This window comes from Kitasatospora sp. NPDC028961, assembly GCF_055564815.1.
The window spans coordinates 19,862-37,818 of the sequence record NZ_JBVHVO010000010.1 but is presented as its reverse complement, the minus strand read 5'-3'; the positions used below and the strand labels follow the sequence as shown (position 1 = coordinate 37,818).

The 17,957-nt window shown below is 75.1% G+C and carries 15 protein-coding genes and 1 pseudogene; 7 read left to right on the top strand and 9 right to left on the bottom strand.

Annotated elements, in window-relative coordinates; all coding sequences use genetic code 11:
• Positions 1 to 123: 123 nt before the first annotated feature.
• Positions 124 to 813 (bottom strand): formylglycine-generating enzyme family protein, encoded by a 690-nt coding sequence (locus ACZ4UX_RS19655; RefSeq protein WP_465707561.1) that lies wholly within the window; start codon positions 811 to 813, stop codon positions 124 to 126.
• Positions 814 to 892: 79 nt separating this feature from the next.
• Positions 893 to 1,567 (bottom strand): helix-turn-helix domain-containing protein, encoded by a 675-nt coding sequence (locus tag ACZ4UX_RS19650; protein ID WP_465707560.1) that lies wholly within the window; start codon positions 1,565 to 1,567, stop codon positions 893 to 895.
• Positions 1,568 to 1,914: 347 nt separating this feature from the next.
• Between ACZ4UX_RS19650 and ACZ4UX_RS19645 the strand changes: the two are divergent.
• The 3 genes and pseudogenes from ACZ4UX_RS19645 to ACZ4UX_RS19635 form a co-directional block, all read left to right on the top strand.
• A pseudogene (locus ACZ4UX_RS19645) lies at positions 1,915 to 2,313 on the top strand (PAS domain-containing protein); the annotation flags it as partial.
• A gap of 68 nt (positions 2,314 to 2,381) precedes the next feature.
• Positions 2,382 to 2,525, top strand: coding sequence for a ricin-type beta-trefoil lectin domain protein (locus ACZ4UX_RS19640; protein ID WP_465707559.1), 144 nt, complete (start codon positions 2,382 to 2,384; stop codon positions 2,523 to 2,525).
• A 174-nt stretch (positions 2,526 to 2,699) separates the two neighbouring features.
• Positions 2,700 to 4,112, top strand: coding sequence for a DUF2252 domain-containing protein (locus ACZ4UX_RS19635; RefSeq protein WP_396489408.1), 1,413 nt, complete (start codon positions 2,700 to 2,702; stop codon positions 4,110 to 4,112).
• A 40-nt stretch (positions 4,113 to 4,152) separates the two neighbouring features.
• Here the strand turns inward: ACZ4UX_RS19635 and ACZ4UX_RS19630 are convergent, their stop codons facing one another.
• Positions 4,153 to 6,135, bottom strand: a complete 1,983-nt coding sequence (locus ACZ4UX_RS19630; RefSeq protein ID WP_465707727.1) for a serine/threonine-protein kinase — start codon at positions 6,133 to 6,135, stop codon at positions 4,153 to 4,155.
• Between the two features lie 274 nt (positions 6,136 to 6,409).
• Between ACZ4UX_RS19630 and ACZ4UX_RS19625 the strand changes: the two genes are divergently transcribed.
• Positions 6,410 to 7,594: a cytochrome P450 family protein gene (locus ACZ4UX_RS19625; RefSeq protein WP_465707558.1), complete on the top strand. Its 1,185-nt coding sequence runs from the start codon at positions 6,410 to 6,412 to the stop codon at positions 7,592 to 7,594.
• Between the two features lie 264 nt (positions 7,595 to 7,858).
• Here ACZ4UX_RS19625 and ACZ4UX_RS19620 read toward each other — a convergent pair whose 3' ends face one another.
• Positions 7,859 to 8,449 carry a TetR/AcrR family transcriptional regulator gene (locus tag ACZ4UX_RS19620; RefSeq protein WP_465707557.1) on the bottom strand — a complete coding sequence of 197 codons (591 nt, stop codon included), beginning with the start codon at positions 8,447 to 8,449 and terminating at the stop codon, positions 7,859 to 7,861.
• Positions 8,450 to 8,592: 143 nt separating this feature from the next.
• Between ACZ4UX_RS19620 and ACZ4UX_RS19615 the strand changes: the two genes are divergently transcribed.
• Positions 8,593 to 9,324, top strand: a complete 732-nt coding sequence (locus tag ACZ4UX_RS19615) for an SDR family oxidoreductase (RefSeq protein ID WP_465707556.1) — start codon at positions 8,593 to 8,595, stop codon at positions 9,322 to 9,324.
• Between the two features lie 92 nt (positions 9,325 to 9,416).
• Here the strand turns inward: ACZ4UX_RS19615 and ACZ4UX_RS19610 are convergent, their stop codons facing one another.
• Complete coding sequence (locus tag ACZ4UX_RS19610) at positions 9,417 to 10,757, bottom strand: ALF repeat-containing protein (RefSeq protein WP_465707555.1); 1,341 nt, start codon at positions 10,755 to 10,757, stop codon at positions 9,417 to 9,419.
• A gap of 257 nt (positions 10,758 to 11,014) precedes the next feature.
• On the bottom strand, positions 11,015 to 11,434 hold the full coding sequence (locus ACZ4UX_RS19605) for a DUF8189 domain-containing protein (protein ID WP_465707554.1): 420 nt from the start codon (positions 11,432 to 11,434) through the stop codon (positions 11,015 to 11,017).
• A gap of 309 nt (positions 11,435 to 11,743) precedes the next feature.
• On the opposite strand from ACZ4UX_RS19605, the gene ACZ4UX_RS19600 reads away from it, so the two are divergent.
• Both ACZ4UX_RS19600 and ACZ4UX_RS19595 read left to right on the top strand, forming a co-directional pair.
• A complete protein-coding gene (locus ACZ4UX_RS19600) occupies positions 11,744 to 12,250 on the top strand; it encodes a carboxymuconolactone decarboxylase family protein (protein ID WP_465707553.1) in 507 nt (168 codons plus the stop codon).
• A gap of 158 nt (positions 12,251 to 12,408) precedes the next feature.
• Positions 12,409 to 13,215 carry a polysaccharide deacetylase family protein gene (locus ACZ4UX_RS19595; RefSeq protein ID WP_465707552.1) on the top strand — a complete coding sequence of 269 codons (807 nt, stop codon included), beginning with the start codon at positions 12,409 to 12,411 and terminating at the stop codon, positions 13,213 to 13,215.
• 10 nt (positions 13,216 to 13,225) lie between these two features.
• On the opposite strand, the gene ACZ4UX_RS19590 is transcribed toward ACZ4UX_RS19595, so the two are convergent.
• The 3 genes from ACZ4UX_RS19590 to ACZ4UX_RS19580 form a co-directional block, all read right to left on the bottom strand.
• Entirely contained in the window at positions 13,226 to 15,292 is a 2,067-nt protein-coding gene (locus tag ACZ4UX_RS19590; protein ID WP_465707551.1) for an N-acetylmuramoyl-L-alanine amidase, read from the bottom strand.
• Positions 15,293 to 15,297: 5 nt separating this feature from the next.
• Positions 15,298 to 16,359: a polysaccharide deacetylase family protein gene (locus tag ACZ4UX_RS19585; RefSeq protein WP_465707550.1), complete on the bottom strand. Its 1,062-nt coding sequence runs from the start codon at positions 16,357 to 16,359 to the stop codon at positions 15,298 to 15,300.
• Between the two features lie 200 nt (positions 16,360 to 16,559).
• On the bottom strand, positions 16,560 to 17,534 hold the full coding sequence (locus ACZ4UX_RS19580; protein ID WP_465707549.1) for a hypothetical protein: 975 nt from the start codon (positions 17,532 to 17,534) through the stop codon (positions 16,560 to 16,562).
• Between the last annotated feature and the right edge of the window lie 423 nt (positions 17,535 to 17,957).

Here is a 17,957-nt window from a genome sequence, read left to right as displayed (position 1 = left end):
TCTGTACTTCCGGGGGATTGTCGCCACCATTGTCCCGGCCACCGCCCGCCCCGGCCGTCACCGCCCCTCCCCCGACCTGCGCCCCCGCCCCCGCGGCCGGCCCGCGGCGGCGTCACCGGGCGGTCAGCGCAGCACCGAGCGCGCGATCCGGAACCCCACGTCGTCGACCCGGAAGGTCGGGTGGCTGCGGCGTCGCACGGAGGCCCGGCAGCTCCAGTGCTCGTCGAACCAGCCGCCGCCGCGCAGCACCCGGTAGGTGCCGTAGACCTCGGCGTCGTACACGTCCCAGCACCACTCCCAGACGTTGCCGAGCATGTCGTGGAAACCCCACGGATTGGGCCGTCTGCCGCCCACCTCCCGAATCCGCTCGTCCGAGTTCCCCCGGTACCAGGCGACTTCGTCGAGCGGGCCGTACCGCGGCCCGGTGGTGCCGGCGCGGCAGGCGTACTCCCACTCGGCCTCGGTCGGCAGCCGGTACCCGTCCGCGGCGGCGTCCCACTCGATGTCCTCGCCGTCGGCCCGGAAGCCGTCGGCCCGCAACCGGTAGACCGGGGCGTACCCGTCGCGCCGCGACAGCGCGTTGCAGAACCGGACGGCGTCCTCCCAGGAGACGCTCTCGACGGGTAGTCCGGCCCCCTGGGCGGCGCTCGGACGCAGCCCGGTGACCTCGGTGTAGAGCGCCTGGGTGACCGGGTGGGGCGTGAGCAGGTAGGGCGCGAGCCCGACCTCCCAGGTACGCCGTGTCCGCCGGTCCGACAGGACGGCGCGGCCCGGGGGGACGGCGATCATCTCGGGCTCTGCACTGGTTCCCATGGGTCGAGGACGCTACCGGAGCCGCCCGGACCGGGTACGACCGGATCACCTCCCGGTCGGGCGCAGCGGCGTGGCGGCCCTACCCGGAGGTGATCCGGCGGCCGTTGGTCTCGTCCGGGCGGATGCGCACCCACAGGTCGCGGCCGCCGCCGGCCCAGGGGGTGCTCCCCGGCAGCTCCTTGAGCCGGGCGATCTCGTCGGGGTCCTCGACGTACTGGGCCCGGCCGAGGATCAGCACGCTCCAGCCCCGGCTGAGGCTCTCGTCGATGTGGTCCACCTGGAACGAGACGGGCGAGCCGTCGGGCGGGGCCGAAGTGCCGTGCGCGGACGTGTGGTAGACGATCGTGCGGGCGTCCACGGTGTAGTTGACCGGGAAGACCGCCGGCGCCGGCCGGGTGGGCAGGCCGATCCGGCCGATGCCGTGGGTGCCGACGCGGTCCCAGCACTCGGGTTCGGTCAGGTGCAGGAGCAGCGGGCGCGCGCCGGCGCCGCCCTGCCCCGGCGGGGCGTCGGCGCGGCCGGACAGCAGCTCGCCGTAGGTGGTCCGCAGCACGGCGGCGATCCTGACGAAGGCGGCCGGGTCGAAGGCGGGGCCGGCCTCCATCAGGTGCCGGAGGTAGCGGGGCGCCATCGCGGTCTGCCGGGCCAGCGCCTCCTCGGTCAGCCCGAGCTGTCGACGGCGGTCATCGATCCGCCGGGCGACGAGGGCCGGATCCACCCGCTGGGCGGCGTCAGGTCCGGGGTTCTGGTCCACATCGACTCCTCGGTGCCAGGGGTCACGCTCCGTGGTCGTCAGCGACCTGGTCGCCCCCGTCGGGCGTGGGTGCCGGGCGGTTCCCCGCCCGGCCTTCCCCTCCAGCGTTGCCCCGACGGCGGGCGGCCGCCATAGGGGCCGCCCGGCCCGGCTGGCGTGGCGCGCCCGAATCACTGATGGTGGCAGGGGGAGTGCCACAGCTGTCGGAGGCATGCGATGGGCCAGGAACTCGACCGGCGGAGCCGGCCCGTCACGGGCTGCCACGGCCGCGGCGGGTCCGTCGGAGCCCTCCTCGAGCGAGTGGACCGGGAGGCGCGTGGCTCCGCGCCCGGCCCCCGTGCGGAGCCATGAGCCTCCCGGCCGTCGACTACCGCGCGGTGTTCCAGGCCCTGCCCGGCATGGTCGCCCTCCTCACCCCGGACCTGGTGTACGTCGACGTCAACGAGGACTTCGTACGGATGTCCGGCCGTACCCGCGAGCAGCTCGTCGGCCGGTACCTCTTCGACGTCTTCCCCGACAATCCGAACGATCCGAACGCCACCGGCAGCCGCAACCTCGGGGTCTCCCTGCAGCGGGTCCTGGCGAGCGGCGAACGCGACACCATGGCCCTCCAGCGCTACGACGTCCAGTCCGCCGGCAGCGCCGGCGAGTGGGAGGAGCGCTACTGGAGCCCGGTCAACGCTCCCGTCCTGGCCCCGGGCGGCGAGGTGGTGCTGCTCGTCCACCGGGTGGAGGAGATCACCGAAACACCGCCGCGACCGCCGGCAGCACGGTCCTGCTCGCGCCGTGCTCGGGTTCCACGGCGCAGCAGTGGTTGCCGTCGCCGACCGGCTACCTGCTGAACCCCGCGTCCGGGAAGTGCCTGGACGACCCGCAGTCCACCGCCGTCCAGGGCGTTCCGCTGAACCTGTGGACCTGCAACGGGACGGGCGCCCAGGTCTGGTACTCGGCGGTCTGACCCGGCCGGGCCACGCTCGGCCCGATCCGGCTCACCGCGAGCCGGATCGGCCCGGGGCGGCCATGATCGGAGCAGGGCCGCCGACGCCTGCCTCCCTCCCCCCGGGGGGGCAGGCCGGCGCTCCTCCGCAGGTGGGCGGCCGGGAGCGCGGCCGCGGTCGGACAGGAGGACCGGATGGGCCAGGACCAGGCGCGTCCCGTGCGGCGCGCGACCCCCGAGGAGCGGGCGGCGGCCGGTCGTGCGGCACGCCGGACGACACCGCGTTCCGCCCACGCCGAGTACCGGCCGGGCCCGGAGCGGCCCGACCCGCTCACGATCCTGGCGGCCCAGTCGGCGCTGCGCGTGCCGGAGCTGGTGCCGATCCGGTACGCCCGGATGGCCGAGTCCCCGTTCCGTTTCTACCGGGGCGCGGCCGCGGTCATGGCGTCCGACCTCGCGGGCACCCCCGACTCGGGCATCCGGGTCCAGCTCTGCGGCGACGCCCACATGCTGAACTTCCGGCTGCTCGCCTCGCCGGAGCGGCGGCTGGTCTTCGACATCAACGACTTCGACGAGACGCTGCCCGGCCCGTGGGAGTGGGACGTGAAGCGGCTGGCGTCGAGCCTGGTGATCGCGGGCCGGGCGAACGGCTTCGACGGGGCGCAGCGCGCGGACATCGTCGCCACGGCGGTCCGCTCGTACCGGGAGGCGATGCGGCGGTTCGCGGGGATGCGGAACCTGGACGTCTGGTACGCCCAGCTGGACTCGCAGCGGCTGCGGGAGCTGGCGGTGGGCCGGGTCTCCAAACGGGCCCGCCGGGGGCTCGACGAGGCGATGTCGAAGGCCCGCACCCGCGACAGCCTCCAGGCCTTCGGCAAGCTCACCGAGGTGACGGACGGCCTGGTCCGGATCGCCGCCGACCCGCCGCTGCTCGTCCCGATCGCCGACCTCCTGCCGGAGGTGGAGCGGACCGCGCTGATGGAGCTGTTCCACGGCCTGGTGCGGCGTTACGCGAGCACCATGCCGGCCGACCGGCGCACCCTGCTCTCGGCGTTCCGGCTGGTGGACGCGGCCCGCAAGGTCGTCGGTGTCGGCAGCGTCGGCACCCGGTGCTGGATCTTCCTGCTGCTCGGCCGGGACGGCGAGGACCCGCTGTTCCTCCAGGCCAAGGAGGCCGGCGAATCGGTGCTGGCGCCGTACGTCGGCGCGAGCCGGTACGACAACCAGGGCGAGCGGGTGGTCTCCGGCCAGCGGCTGATGCAGGCCACCAGCGACATCTTCCTGGGCTGGGAGCGGGTCGAGGGCATCGACGGCAGGCGGCGGGACTTCTACATCCGTCAGCTCCGCGACTGGAAGGGCATCGTCGTGGCCGAGCGGATGGTGCCGCGCGGCATGCGGGCCTTCGGCGAACTGTGCGGCGCCACGCTGGCCCGGGCGCACGCCCGGTCGGGCGACCGCATCGCCATCGCCGCCTACCTGGGGAAGCGGGACGCCTTCGACCGGGCCCTGGTGGAGTTCGCGGAGGCGTACGCGGACCGGAACGAGCGGGACCACCGGGCGCTGGTCGAGGCGGTCGCGGCGGGCCGGCTCCCGGCCGAGGCCGGCTGACCCGTCGCGGCCGCCGGGTCGCGCCGCCCGGGCCCGCTGATCAGCCCTCGGCCGGCCGCGAACGGCCGTCGGCCCGGAGCCCCTCCTCGATGGCGCGCAGGAGCGCCTCCCGGTCCACCGCGACCGGTTCGGGGCCCGGCCGGGCGGGATCACCGACCCGGTGGACCGGCATCCGGGCCCGGACGAGGGTCCGGCCGTCCCCCGTCGGGGGGAGCTGGACGATCTCCAGCTCGGCCGCGACGACCTCCTCCCCCTCCCGCCCGGGCCGTAGTCCGACACAGAGGTGGAAGTCGAGCGACTCGTCGTCGGCGATGTCGACGGGGTACTCGGTGACCCCGGGGCCGACGGGCTGCCCGCGCTCCGACAGGTCCTCGAACTGCGGGGAGACCTGCTTGAGGTAACGCACCCCGCCGTCGTCGTACGTGGTGATCCGCAGGGCGAGGTCACGCAGCCCGGCCCGGCGGGTCCGGTCCACCAGGGAGGCCAGCTCCCGGTGGAGGCCCGGTGTCCCCGTGGGCGACGCGGGGGCGGGCACGATGTCGAGGGTGCCGCCCAACGCGGAGGTGACGGACCGGACCTGGGCGACCGACCACCGCTCGCCGATGCCCCGGGCGTGGCACGGGAAGCGGCCCGCGCAGGAGGCGAGGGCGGCGGCCAGGTCGTCGGCGCTCTCGGCGGCCGCCTCCAGGTCGGTCAGCAGGATCGCGGTGCGCGCCGCGTCGGCGTGGCCGGCGAACAGGCGGTCGGCCAGCCGGATCCAGCGGCCGAACGCCGCCGCGCCGACCGGCTCCAGCCCGGCCAGCGCCGCCCGCGCCCCGGCCTTGGCGGCCGCGGTCGCCCGGACCAGCCGCTGGGTGTCGGGGTAGAGCATCCGCGCGTACGCCGACCCCGCGACGACGGCGAAGGAGGCGCCCTCGTCCAGCCCGTCGATGACGGCCGCGACCGCCGCGCCGACCGCCCGGAAGTCCGCCTCGGGCAGCTCCGGCGACAGTCCGACCAGGAGGACGAGCGCGCGGGGCGCGCCGGCCGCCGCCCGGTCGGCGGCCCCGCTGGGGCCGGTCACCGTCAGGATCGTGTGCGCCTCGGTGGCACCCGGGGCGAGGAACTCGTTGCGGTGCAGCTCCAGCCCGAGACCGCCGGAGTGCACCACGGCGGGAACAGTGGCCGGAACGGCGGGCGTCCGCGGCTCCGGCGCGGACGGGCGGCGGCCGACCGCCCGGAGCCGCGCCACGACGGCGCCCGCGTCGGCCGGGCGGTCCGCCGGATCCTTGGCGAGCAGCTCCGCGACCAGCTCGTCGAGGTCCTCGGGGACCTCCGGCCGCAGCGGGGCGAGACGCGGGGCCGGGGTCTGGAGGTGCTGGACCATCAGGGTCCAGAGGCCGCCGCGCGCCGGGAACGGCGGCCGTCCGGTGAGCAGCGCGAAGAGCACACAGCCCAGCGCGTAGAGATCGGCCCGTCCGTCGACCCGGGGACTCCGCCACTGCTCGGGGGCCATGTACTCGGGCGTGCCCATCACGCTGCCCTCCCGGGTGAGACCCGAGTCGGCCCGGACGTACCCGGCGAGTCCGAAATCGCACACCTTGAGCGTCCCGTCGGGGAGCAGCATGAGGTTGGCGGGTTTGATGTCCCGGTGGACGATGCCCAGCCGGTGCGCGTAGGACAGGGCGCCTGCGAGTTGCGCGGTCAGCTCCACCGCCTCGTCGACGGGCAGCCCCGACGGCCGCCCGTGCAGGACCTCCCCGAGGTCGCGGCCCCGGAGCAGTTCCATCACCAGGTAGAGCCGGCCGCCCTGTTCGCCGCTGTCGAAGATCTGGGTGATGCCCGGGTGCTGGAACCGCGCGGTGACCTGCGCCTCGCGGTGGAACCGCTGCGCGGCCACCGCGCCGGCCGCCGACTGCGGGGCGAGGAACTTGATCGCGACCCCGCGGTCCAGCCGGGGATCGTGGGCCCGCCAGACCTCGCCCATCCCGCCGCGCCCGAGCAGTACCTCCAACCGGTACCGGTCGGCGATCCGCGTCCCCACAGCGTTCAAAGCGCCTCGCAATCCCCCGTGTTGCACGGCCCCCGCCGCTTCCGCCACTCTACGAGACCGGTCCGACGGCTGTGCATCGCGCGGGGCGTGCGTCCGGACCGCTCCGCCCCGCGGGCGCCCGGCGGCGGCGCCCGCGCGGGTAGCATCCGAGCCGTGGCCGTCCGGCCACGACCGGTAGCCCAGCAGTGCGCCACCTCCGACACCGTCCGCTCCGTCGTCGCCGCCCGGCGGCGGCACCGCGCGCTCGACACCGCCCAGGACCCCCATGGCCTCCCCCTTCGCCGATCCGGCGTTCTACCGCGACCGCTACCCCACCTACGCCGCCCTGCGCGAGGCCGCACCGGTCCTGCGCATCCCGATGGAGGGCGGCGGCCCCGGCACCGCGACCGTCGTCACCGGCTTCCACGCGGCCCGCCAGGCCCTCACCGCCCCGCTGTCGAAGGACACCGGCGCGTACTTCGCCGACAAGCCGTCCAAGCGGTCCCTGCACCCGGCCGTCGCCCGCACCATGCTCGCCACCGATCCCCCGGAGCACACCCGGCTCCGCCGCCTGGTCACCAGGGCGTTCACCACCGCCGTGGTCGACGGACTCCGCCCGTACGTCCGCTCACTCGCCGAAGAACTCGTCGACCGCTGGGCACCCGGTAGCGAGGTCGACCTCGTCGAGGGCCTCGCCGGGCCCCTCCCGGTCACCGTCATCTGCCAACTCCTGGGCGTCCCGCCGGAGGACCGCCCGGCCGTCCGCGGCTGGTCCACCGACCTGTTCGCCACCGGCGACCACGAGCGGATCGACTCGGCCTCGCACGCGCTGGCCGACTACCTCGCGGAGCTGATCGCCACCAAGCGGTCCGGGCCGGACGGTTCGCTGCTCTCCGAGCTGATCGCGGTCCGCGACAGCGACGCCGACCGCCTCGGCGAGGAGGAGCTGCTGTCGCTGGCCGTGCTGCTGCTGGTGGCCGGTCACGAGACCACCACCGCGGCGATCGGCAACGCCGTCCTCGCGCTGCTCCGGCACCCGGACGACCTGCGACGCCTCGTGGCCGACCCGCACCGCATCCCGGCCGCGGTCGACGAACTCCTGCGCTACGACGCGCCGGTGAGCATCGCGACCTGGCGCTGGGCCCCCGAGGCGGTGCGCCTGGGCGACAGCGAAGTCCCCGCCGGCTCCCCGGTGTTCGTCTGCCCCGGCGCGGCCAACCGCGACCCCGCGCGGTTCGCCGACCCCGACCGGCTCGACCTCGACCGGCCCGACGCGGCCGGCCACCTGGCCTTCGGGCACGGGATCCACCGCTGCGTCGGGGCGCCGCTCGCCCACGCCGAGATCGAGATCGTCCTGCGGGTCCTCCTGGAGCGATTCCCGACCCTGCGGCCGGCCGTCCCGCCCGACCGACTCACCTGGCGCCACTCCCGACTGGTGCGGGGCCTCGTCGCCCTGCCGGTCCGCCTGTAGGCGGCGGCGCCGGGCTGTCCGCCGCTCCCGTGTGCCGGGGGCGCACGGCACCGCGCACGGCGGGTCACGCACGTCGTTGTGGAGAGGTGGTGCCCGCAGGCGCACCGGGCGGCACCAGCCGCTGGAGAACGCGAAGTTCCAGCTGCCGGGGAAGAGGAAGGCGACCTGCCGGCCGGGGCTGTCGGCGACGACCGGGTCAAGCCTGGTCGGGTTGTTCCCGTTGAGGTTCCGTACCCGCACCCGGTACCGCCCGGGAGGTCGTCGTCAGTCGCCGGACAGCCGGGTCGGGGCCGCCGTCAGTCCGTCCAGGGTGAGGTCGAGGAGGCGTTCGGCCTGCTCGCGCTGGTCCGGCCCGGCCGAGGTGAGGGCGATGCCGGCGAGCGCGGCGAACATGTCGCTCGCGCTGATGTCGGACCGGATCGTTCCGGCCGCGTTACCGGCGTCCATCAGGGCGGCGAGGGCGCTCTGGATCATCTCGCGGCTGTCGGCATAGGGGTTGCTGCCCGAAGCGACGACCGCCCGCAGGGCGTCGGCCATGCCGAACTTGGCGGTGGCGTAGTCGATGAAGCGGCGGGTCCATGCCCGCAGGGCCTCGGCGGGCGGCATGGTCGCGAGGAGTCCGGGGACGGCGTCGCAGAGCCGGGCCACCTCGTTGCGGTACGCCGCCTCGACCAGCGCCTCCCTGGTCGGGAAGTTGCGGTACAGGGTGCCCGTTCCGACACCCGCCTCCGCGGCGATCCGCTCGAAGGTCGCGTCGAGCCCCTCCTCGGTGAACATGCGCACCGCGGTGGCCAGGATCCTGTCCCGGTTCCGCTGCGCGTCGGCCCTCAGCGGGCGCCCTGAAGCTCGGGTCATCGGCGGCCTCTCCCTCCTCCGTTGCTAAGTGGAGGTTCCTCCGCTTAGTCTGAGCGAAGTGGCGGACCCTCCACTTTCAACTCTAGGGCACGGCCCGGCCTGCCCCCGCCCCCTACTCCCCTGTTCCGGAAGGACGGTCCCGTATGTCGGGAATCGAAGGCAAAGTCGTGGCGATCACTGGCGCCGGCAGCGGCATCGGCGAGGCGACCGCACTCCTGCTGGCCGCGCGCGGCGCGAAGGTCGTCCTCGGGGCACGCCGCACAGAGCGCCTGGAGGCCCTGGCCGCCCGTATCGAACAGGTCGGCGGCGAGGCCGCCTGGATCCGCACCGACGTGACGCGGCAGGGCGACCTCACCGGCCTCGTCCAGCTGGCCCGCGACCGGTACGGCAGGCTCGACGTCCTCGTCGGCAACGCCGGGGTCGGGCTGATCTCCCGCCTGGACGACCTGCGCGTCGAGGACTGGGAGCAGATGATCGACGTCAACCTCAAAGGCGTCCTGTACGGGATCGCCGCGGCCCTGCCGGTCTTCCGGGAGCAGGGCTCCGGACACTTCGTCAACACCGTGTCCACCGCCGGCCTGCGCATCGTGCCGCTCCAGTCGGTGTACGCGGCGACGAAGAACGCCGTACGGACCGTCTCGGAGGGTCTGCGCCAGGAGGCCGGCGACAGCCTGCGCGTCACCGTCGTCTCGCCCGGCGCCGTCCGCACGGACTTCGCGGAGCACATGGACCCGTCGGTGAAGCCGCAGATCGACAAGCTGATGGAGATCGCCCTCCCGCCGGACGCGGTGGCCCGTGCCATCGCCTTCGCCATCGAGCAGCCGGACGGGGTCGATGTGGGCGACATCGTCGTCCGCCCCACCGCCCAGGGGTAGGTCCGCGCAACCGGTGCGGCCGGCCCGGCCGGGGCCCGGCAAACACCTCGCCGACCGCTGCGCACGGCGCACCGGTCGGCGAGGGGGGTGGGTCAGGCCTGCGAGCGGCGGCGCGAGGCAACGACCGCGCCGGCGCCCAGGAGGACGGCCGCTCCGGCGGCGGCGGTGAGCTCCCCGAGCGGAGCGGTCGAGCCGGTGGCGGCCAGCGTGCCGGTACCGGTGCCCCGGACGGCCGCGGTGGGGACGGTGGCCGAGGTGGCCGAGGTGGCCGTCGTGGCCGTCGTGGCCGTCGTACCGGAGGTGACCGCGGCGGGGGCCACCGCGGGGACCGGCTGGGTGGTGCCGGACGTGCTCTGCACCGCCCCGGTGGCGGGCTTCGCGGCAGCCTCGGCGGCGGCCTTCGCGGCGGCCTCGTCCTTGGCACGAGCCGTGAACCGGCCCTCGGCCAGGAAGGCCCGGACGTCCGCGGCGGTGCCTTCGAGCGCGGCGAGGCCGGCCTTCCGGACCTCGGGCGTCCCGGTCTCGACGAGCTGGGAGACGCGGATCCGGTCGTCGCTCTCCCGCAGCGGCTCCAGCTGCGCCTTCAGGAAGCGCTCGACGTCCGCCGCGCTGCCGGCGAGCGCCTTCTCGGCCGCCTCCCGGACGTGACGGCCGGTACCCGCGTCGTCGAGGATCCGCCGGACCTCGGCGCGGTTCTCGTCCTCGGCCCGGGCGACGAACTGGCCGACCTTGAGGAAGGCACGGACGTCGTCGATGGTGCCGTCGAGCGCGGCGCCGGCGGCGGCCCGCACCGCCGGGCCACCGGCGGACATGATCTGGCCGAGCAGGACCCGGTCGTCGTCCTCACCGGCCTTCTTGAGGCCTACCGTGAGGAACTGCTCGACATCCGCGGCCGTCCCCGCGAGCGCCTTCCGGGCGCCCTCGCGCACACCCGGCCCGCTCTTCGGGTCGTCGAGGATCCGCTGCACCTCGGCACGCTTCTCGTCCTCGGCCCGGGCCTCGTACTGGCCCTGGTTCAGGAAGGCGCGGTACGCCTCGATGTCGTCCAGGGGGAACACGGCGTTGGCGGCCTTCTGCACGGCCGGACCGCCGACGCTCATGATCCGCGAGATCGCGATCCGCGCGTCGTCCCGGCGGATGCGGTCCACCTGCGACGCGAGGAAGCGCGCCCGGTCCTCGGGGGTGCCCGCGAGGGCCGCCGCCGCGTGCTCGCGCAGGTAGTCGCTCGGCGCCGTGAGCAGGTAGCTGTTCGGGTAGACGAGCAGCTTCTCGATCGCCGCCCGGTTCTCGTCGTCCGTCTTCGCCCCCGCCGAGTCCGTCTGCTCCTGCCCCGTCGGGGTGCTGTCGGCGAACGCCGGGGCGCTGCCCAGGGCGACGGGCGCGGCGGCCGTGGCCAGGAGGACGGCGGTAGCGAGCGAACGACGGATCTTCAACGGTCACCTCAGGATCTGGCTACGGACGACCCCGACGCGGCTGCGCCGTGGTAGGCCGGGTGATCGTATCGCGACACCACCCCTCACACGCGAACACATTTCCGTCACGTCCCGGTCCTTGGGTTTCCGACCACCCGGGCCGCGTGCACCGACCGCCTCCGCTCCGGCAGCTGACGCAGGGGGAGGCCCGGAGCGCCCGTGGACCGGTTCTCCGGGTCTCCCCCACCACCATCAGGACGTGCCGGTACCGGCCGTTCCTAGTTGTGCCAGCCGTTCCACTTCCCGTTCTGGTCACGGTCGCGGGACCACAGGCGGTTGTCGTCGCCGCGCGCGGTGATGGTGAAGGCGCCGCCGAGGGTCTGCCGGGTGATCTCGACCTTGCCCGTGAAGGAGCCGCCCAGGGAGGTCCAGGAGCTCAGCTTGCCGGAGCTGTTGGTCGTCCAGCGCGTCCACACGGCGTGGTCGGTCCCGATCACGAAGATCTCACTGGTGCCGTCCCGGAAGCCGAAGTACGTCACGCCGTCGCCGTAGGCGCCGCCGCACAGGTAGGTGCCGCCGAACTGCCGGTCGCTGCAGTGCCCGGGGACACCGATGTCACCCGCCGACGCGGGAGCCGCGCCCAGCCCGACTCCGGCGAGGGCGGCGGCGGCCACGACCGCGGCCTTGATCTTGTTCATGCGTCTGCTCCTGACTGGTCGGGACCGGGCCTCGTCGGCGCACCGGTCCACCCGGGCCACAGCCCACCCGGCGCCCACCCGCCGGGCCCTCACCGGTACCAACGGGAGCCGCACCCCGTCGAGTTCACCGGAGGGTCCTGTCGACCCGGAACAGAGCCGGACTCCCCTGTCAGACCCGCGCGCGTCGAGAGGCGGCAGCGCCCGGGAGCCGGACGACTCCGGCGAACGTGGCGCCCGGCCGCTGTCACATCTTCCCGCCGCCGTCCGTCGAAGCAGCAGTGACCGTGTGAAAGCCCCGAGGAGGCACTTATGGAAACGCGATCGATCACGGCAGAGGTCCCGATGGCGCCGCGGATGACCGAGGACCCGGCGCAGCTCGTGCCCGAGCTGGCGGAGGTGTCGGCCGCGCTGTTCAGGGCCACCGGCAACGGTTCGGTGCCGCGCTCCACCATCAGCCTGGTCCAGCTGCGGGCCGGCCAGATCGTCGGCAGCACCTACCTGACCGTGCTGCACACCGGCTTCCTGCGCAAGGCCGGGGAGTCCGAGGAGCGCATCACCTCGGTGGCGTCCTGGGCGGACTCGCCGTACTTCACCGGTGCGGAGCGGGCCGCGCTGGCGCTGGTGGAGGCGGTGCTCCAGCCGTCCGTCCACGGCGAGCGGGTCTCCGACGAGATGTACGGCCGGGCGACCGAGCACTACGACGCCCGGGCGCTCGCCACCCTGATGTTCGCGATCGGCCAGGTGAACTTCTTCATCGCGGTGGCGCTCATCGCCAAGCCGGTACCCGGGCGGTCGTTCACCGACCCGTGGCAGTAGGCCCCACCGGGGCGCCCGGCCACGCGTGCGGCGTGGATCCGGGCGCCCTGCCCCGCCGTTCACCGCGCGAGCGCCGCCCGGGTGGTCGTGCGGCCCGGCGCCGGGCCGCCCGGGCGTGCCCCACCCGGCGCCGGGGCGCCGACACCGATACTGCGGCCATGACGGTTCACCGCGGACAGCTCGCACGACGCCCCCTGCTCAGGGCCGCCGCCCTGGCGTTCGCCACGGCCTGCGGCGCGGGCGCCACCGTCGGCGCGGCGGGTCCGCGTCCGCCCCGGTCGTCCGGCGCGGAGACCGCGACCACCGGCGGGGGCACAGGCGGGGCCCCGGGCGCCCTCTCCGGGCCGCAGGAGTACGTGGACGCCGGACCGATGGCCATGGCGCTGACCTTCGACGACGGCCCCGGCCCCTACGCCACGGCCGAACTCCTCACCGTCCTACGGCAGTACGGCGTCACCGCGACCTTCTTCATGATCGGCGCCAACGTCGAGAAGTACCCCCGTCTGGCCCGCCGAGTCGCCGAGGAGGGCCATGTCCTGGGCAACCACACCTGGTCCCATCCCCGCCTCGACGATCTGTCCGAGCCGCAGATCCGGGCGGAGATCGAGCGCACCACCGAACTCGTCGTCGGCGTCACCGGCCGACGGCCCTCGCTGTTCCGGGCCCCCGGCGGCCACTTCACCCCGGGCACCATGGCCGTCTGCGCGGACCTCGGACTGCGGCCGGTCTCCTGGTCGGTGGACCCGGAGGACTGGTCGAACCCCGGTGCCGACGTCATCGTGGACCGGGTGCTCGCCGAGGCCCGGACCGGTTCGATCGTCCTCGACCACGACGGCTGCCTCACCCCCGAGTTCCTGCCCGCCCGGGGCGGGCCGGCCGACCGCTCGCAGACCGTCGCCGCCGTCCGGCACTACCTGCCCCGGCTCGTCGACGCCGGGTACCGGTTCACCGTCCCGACTGCCTGACCGGCGGCCGTCACCCGGACTCCGCCGTGGGCGGGACGACGCGCACGTCGCTCGACCGCACGAAGGCGAGCCGGTGGTCGAAGCGGATCGCGTAGTAGGTGTCGCGGCCGACCACCAGGATCCGGCTGTCGGGCGTGTCGGTACGGATCGTCCGCTGCTGGAAGAAGTCGGCCGGCCGGGGTGACTCGTCCGCCGCGACGTACACCTGGCCCGCCGGGAGGGTGGCCCCCAGGGCGACCACCGGCGGCGGGTCGACGGCCGGGTGGTCGGTGTAGGCGGAGGCCTCCGGATAGGCGCGGCCGTACACCGGGACCGAGGCCGGTCCGGGGCGCGGGGTGAGCAGCGCACGGCCGGCCGCTCCCACGCGGCGGGTGCTCAGGCCCGCGGGATCGGGGAACCAGCACTTCTGCCCGTCGTACCAGATCGCCGTCCAGTCGCCCTCGCGCCCGGCCACCACGTAGCGGGCGCCGGTGACGGCGGTGTCGCTCCAGTCGTCGGGCCTGGTGGACCCGTCGTTGACGAGCGGCGCGTCGGCGGCCGGACCGGTGCGCAGCAGGACGGCGTTGCGCGCCTGCAGCTCCCGGGCCTGCGGCGGCAGCGGCCCGGTCGCCACGAGCGGCGCGACGACGGCCACCGTGTCACCCGGCCGCGGCGGACCGTCGGCCGGCCCGGGCGGCGCCCCCAGCAGTGCGAAGTAGTGCTCCCAGTCCCAGTACGGGCCCGGGTCCCAGTGCATGTCGGACACCGCCGCCTGGGTCGGCGCCGGGACTTCGTCGTGGCCGATGACGTGCTCGCGGTCCAGCGGCACGGAGAACCGGGCCGCGAGGTGGCGCACCAGCTCCGCGGAGGACCGGTACAACTGCTCGGAGTACCAGGTGGGCCGGTCGGTGGGGAGCGCGAAGCCCTCGTGCTCGATCCCGATGCTGTGCATGTTGACGGTCTTGTTGCCGGAGTGCCAGGCGATGTCGTGCGTGGCCACCAGCTGGGTGACGTGGCCGTCGGAGGCGCGGACCAGGTAGTGCGCGCTGGCCTGGGCCCGGGGGTCCTGGAAGTACTCGATCGCCCCGTCGAAGCCGCCCTCGGTGTCGTGCAGCACGAGGGTGCGGATCCGCAGGCCGTCGGCGGGGCGGTCGGCCGGGTTGTAGTTCCCCCATGACGTCGGGTCCGCGGGGTCGGCCAGGGCGTACGCGGCGGGCACGAAGTCGCACCCGAGCTCGTCCGGGCACTCGGCGACCGGCCCGTCGGCCCGGCGCGAAGGCCGCGCCGAAGGCTGCTCGGCGGGCCGGTGCGGCCGGGCGGCGGGCGGCACGAGGTCCGGTTGGGCGGCGAGCCTCACCCGCGCCCCCTCGGAGGTGGTCCGCTCCGCGCCCACGCGCAGGGTCTCGAAGACCCGGTCCGCGAACCGACGGCCCGGCTCGTCCTCACCCTCCCCGCGCCCGAAGCGCGTCACCGCTTCGTACCAGCCGCCGGCGCCGTCGCGGACCGGTCCCGGCAGCGCGTTCCGGTATCCCGCCAACAGGGCCGCGCCGCCGCGGAGGTTCTGCAGCGTGTCCTGCTTCACCTCCTCGGCCGGGCGGTGGATCAGGGCGGCCGCCGCACGGAGCGTGTGGAGCGCCGGGGAGTCCGTGACCCGGGGTTTCACGGCGCCCGCCGCGCCGCGCCGGGCCGGGTGGTCGGCGTTGGCGGCGTTGACGGCGGCGACGTCGACGTCGGTCAGCCCCAGCACGCCGTGGTTCCCGGTGGTACTCGGCCTGCCCTGGTGGGACTCCCAGCGGCTCTCCTGGTAGGCGAGTGCCAGGAGTACTCCGACCGGCACGCCGAACTCCCGCGCGGCCGAGGTGAATTGCCGCTGCAGGAGGCGCTCCCGCGCGGGCCCGGCGTCGGCGCGGGCGGCGGCCGGACAGACCACGCAGGCCGCGGCGGCCAGGGCGGTCAGCACGGCCGCGCCCCGGCGCCGGGCCGGACCTCCGGAGCGCGAAGGACGGCCCGGCGGCGCCGGGGCAGCGGACCCGGCCGTGGCCGCCCACCGGCCGGTCGCGATCGCCAACAGCCGTCGGGAGAAGGAGTCGTGGCCCATCGGGCTCAGAGGACCCGGACGCTGTACAGCTCGCCGACGATCTCCTCGCCCGGGGTGACGGTCCCGGTCCGACGAGTGCAGTCCGGCCGGTCGTGCAGCTCGATGTCGTGTCCGGTGAGATTGCGCACGGCGTACGCGGGCGGACCGGGCGACACGAGGGTGCGGCACTCGCCGGGGCGCAGGCCGCTCTCCACGGTCTCCGCCTCGGCCGCGCCGTCCGGCGCGCCGGTGGGGTGCTGCCAGACGAGGGTGCCGGCGACCGCGTCGGCGGAGTCCTGTTCCTTGCTCGCCGGTGCGGTGTCCCAGGGCTGCGGGTGCTCGACGGGGCGGACGGCGGAGGCCCGGTCGCGGTAGGCGCCGCCGGGCACGAGCGTGGCCGGGGCGAAGAGTTCGGGCACGGTGACCAGGGTGTAGCCGGCCCCGCGCAGACGGCGGACGAGCTCGGGCACCACGGCGAGCGTCTCGCGCTGGTTCTCGGTGTCGTGCATCAGGATGACCGACCCCGGTCGCACACCGGCCTCGACCCGGGCGAGGACCTGCGCCGGATCGTGGTGGTCCCAGTCCCGCGTGTCGATGTCCCACAGCACCAGCGGGTGCCCGAACCTGCGGACCTCGGCACTGAAGGAGCCGTACGGCGGTCGCACCAACTCCGGCCGTTCACCGAGGACTTCGGCGATCGCCTGCTCGCCGCCCGCCAGTTCGGCGCGCACCTGCGCGGGCGTCGACGCCCCGAGCCGCGGATGGGTCAGGCTGTGGTTGCCGATCACATGGCCCTCCGCCGCCTCACGCCTCAACCGGTCGGGCCACCACCGCACTTGATCCCCGACGGCGAAGAACGTCGCCTTCACCCGGGCGGCGGCCAGATCGTCGAGCAGCTCCGCCGTCGCCGCGGAGGGCCCGTCGTCGAAGGTCAGCGCCACACAGGCCAGGCGCTCGCAGTCCGGCCCCGCCGGCGCCGAACCGCCGGTCGGCGCGGGCGTCGCGGGTGTCGCGGACACCGGCCCCGGCGCCAGCAGCGCCGCGCACACCCCCAGAACCACCGGCCACATCCGCATACCTCGTCGCATGCGCTCACCGTAGCCAGCACCACTCGCGCAGCGGCGCAGCGCGGACGAACCGCCATCCGATCGGCCCAACCACCGGAGCCGCCCCGCAGGGGGGTGCGTCGACCGGGCCGGGGCGAGGGACCCGACAGACGTGCGAGCGGGGCGACCCCGTCCGTGGCCGCCCGTTCGGGCCGCGAGCCCGTGGCTGTGGGCCGCGCCTGCTACTCCGCGGGCTCGGCGACGTTCAGCGTCAGCTCCGCGGTGTGCAGGTGCCCGGCGGTCTGGAACTGCAGGAAGACCCGCCAGTTCCCGGGCGCCCCGAGCAGGGCCATGAAGGTCAGCGTCGGACCGCCGTGCTCGCCGTCGACCCGGTCCGTCGGGTGGAGGTGGGCCAGCGCCCGGTCGCCCTGGTGGAAGGCGGTGAGGTGGGCGTAGCTGTCCAGGTACGGCTGGAGGTCGGTGACCGGCCGGCCGTCCCGGCTGATGGTGGCGGTCAGCCGGTGCGCACCGGCCATCGGCTCGCTCCGGAGGTCGACGGTGTAGCCGTCCACGGTGGTGCTGCCCGCCGGAGCGGGCAACGGCACCGCCGGGGCCGCGCCGGGCACGGTCACGGTGCGGCTGAGCACGAGTTCGCCGGCGCGCGGGCCGGTGTTCGGCAGGAACGACGTGTACAGCCGCCAGTCGCCGGGGGCGAGGGCGGACAGGTCGGCGGTCCAGGTGCCGTCGGCGGCCATCGTCGGGTGCAGGTGCTGGAAGCCGGTGAGGTCGGAGCGGATCGCGTAGAAGTGCAGCTTCTTGCTCTGGTGCTCGGCGAAGTCGGTGACCGGCCCGCCGTCCGGGCCGGTGATGGTGAACGAGCAGGCCGTCGCCCGGCCGGCGGGCAGCTCGGCGCTGGCGAGGTCCAGGCGGTAGCCGTCCTGTTCGGCGGCGAGGCCCCGTGCGGTCGCGGGCGTCCCGGGCACCCCCGGCATCGCGGCGGGCCCGGCGGTCATCGCTCCGTGGTCCATCCCGAACATCCCGGGCATCCCGGATTTCCCGGCTGCGCCCGAGGTGCCCGAGGTGCCGGAGGCCACCGCCGGCCCGGCCTGCGCGGAGGGGCCGCACGCGACGAGCCCGACGAGCCCGGCGACCAGCAGCGCGGGCACGCAGGACGCCAGTGCCCAACCAGGGGAGAACGAACGAACGGCAGCGGACATCGGCGGGTCTTTCCGGGTGAGCGCGCCGGGACGGCGCTTGACGAGCGGGTGCGGGGCGGGTTCGGTCCGGCCTGGGCGGCGGACACCGGGGCGCCCGGGTCGCGGTCCGCGCCGCCGACGGTGCGGCCTCTCACGGGGCGCTCGCTCCTCCTCTCCGGCCGACGGCACGGCGCCGTGCGAGCCGGGGGAACCGGCCGCACTGAACAGGAGACCGGCGAGGGGCGCCGGGATAACCGAAAGTTCGGCCCGGGCGCGGAGGCCGGCCGGGCGAGCGGGCAGGCTCGCAGGGCAACGCAGCGCGAGCCCGACAGCACCGCGGGGCGTACCCTCCCACTCGCGGGTTCGGCCCGAGTCCCGGAATGCCCTTCTTTGGGGGAGTGGTCCACTCCACCCCCCCACCCGGAGGCGTCGTGGGAACCAAAA